At 66.2% G+C, this 512-nt stretch carries 1 protein-coding gene; it reads left to right on the top strand.

Annotated elements, in window-relative coordinates; genetic code table 11:
- The coding region (locus tag CS062_RS25245) for a haloacid dehalogenase type II (RefSeq protein WP_099864568.1) at positions 1 to 512 on the top strand (512 nt) is incomplete at both ends.

Genomic DNA, 512 nt, shown 5'->3' with positions numbered 1-512 from the left:
CGACCTCGCCGATGCGTGGCGGGCCCGGTACCGCCCGATCCTCGACGAGGTCAACGACGGTCTGCGGCCGTGGGGGAACTTCGACGAGCTTCACCTGGCGACGCTTCAGGACGTGCTGAGCGAGCGGGACATCGCGTTGTCGCCGGATCAATTGACTTCTCTTGTGCATGCGTGGCACCGGCTCGATCCGTGGCCGGACGTCCCGGACGGGCTAGAACTGTTGCGCAGCAATTTCCTCATCGCACCGTTGTCCAATGGGCACGTGAGGCTGGTCGTGGATCTCGCCCGTCACGGCGACCTGCGGTTCGACTGCATACTCTCGGCCGAACTGGCGCACGCCTACAAGCCCGCACCCGAGACGTATCTGACCGCGGCCCACCTTCTCGACGTCGATCCCTCGGAGGTGATGCTGGTGGCCGCGCATCCGTCCGACCTTGCCGGCGCCCGCGCAGCCGGGCTTCGCACCGCGTTCATCGACCGTAGATCGGACGAGCACCCGTCCGAACTCCTAA

It is taken from the genome of Roseateles chitinivorans, from assembly GCF_002761755.1.
GTDB lineage: Bacteria > Pseudomonadota > Gammaproteobacteria > Burkholderiales > Burkholderiaceae_C > Roseateles > Roseateles chitinivorans.
This window is presented reverse-complemented; position numbering and strand designations above follow the sequence as displayed.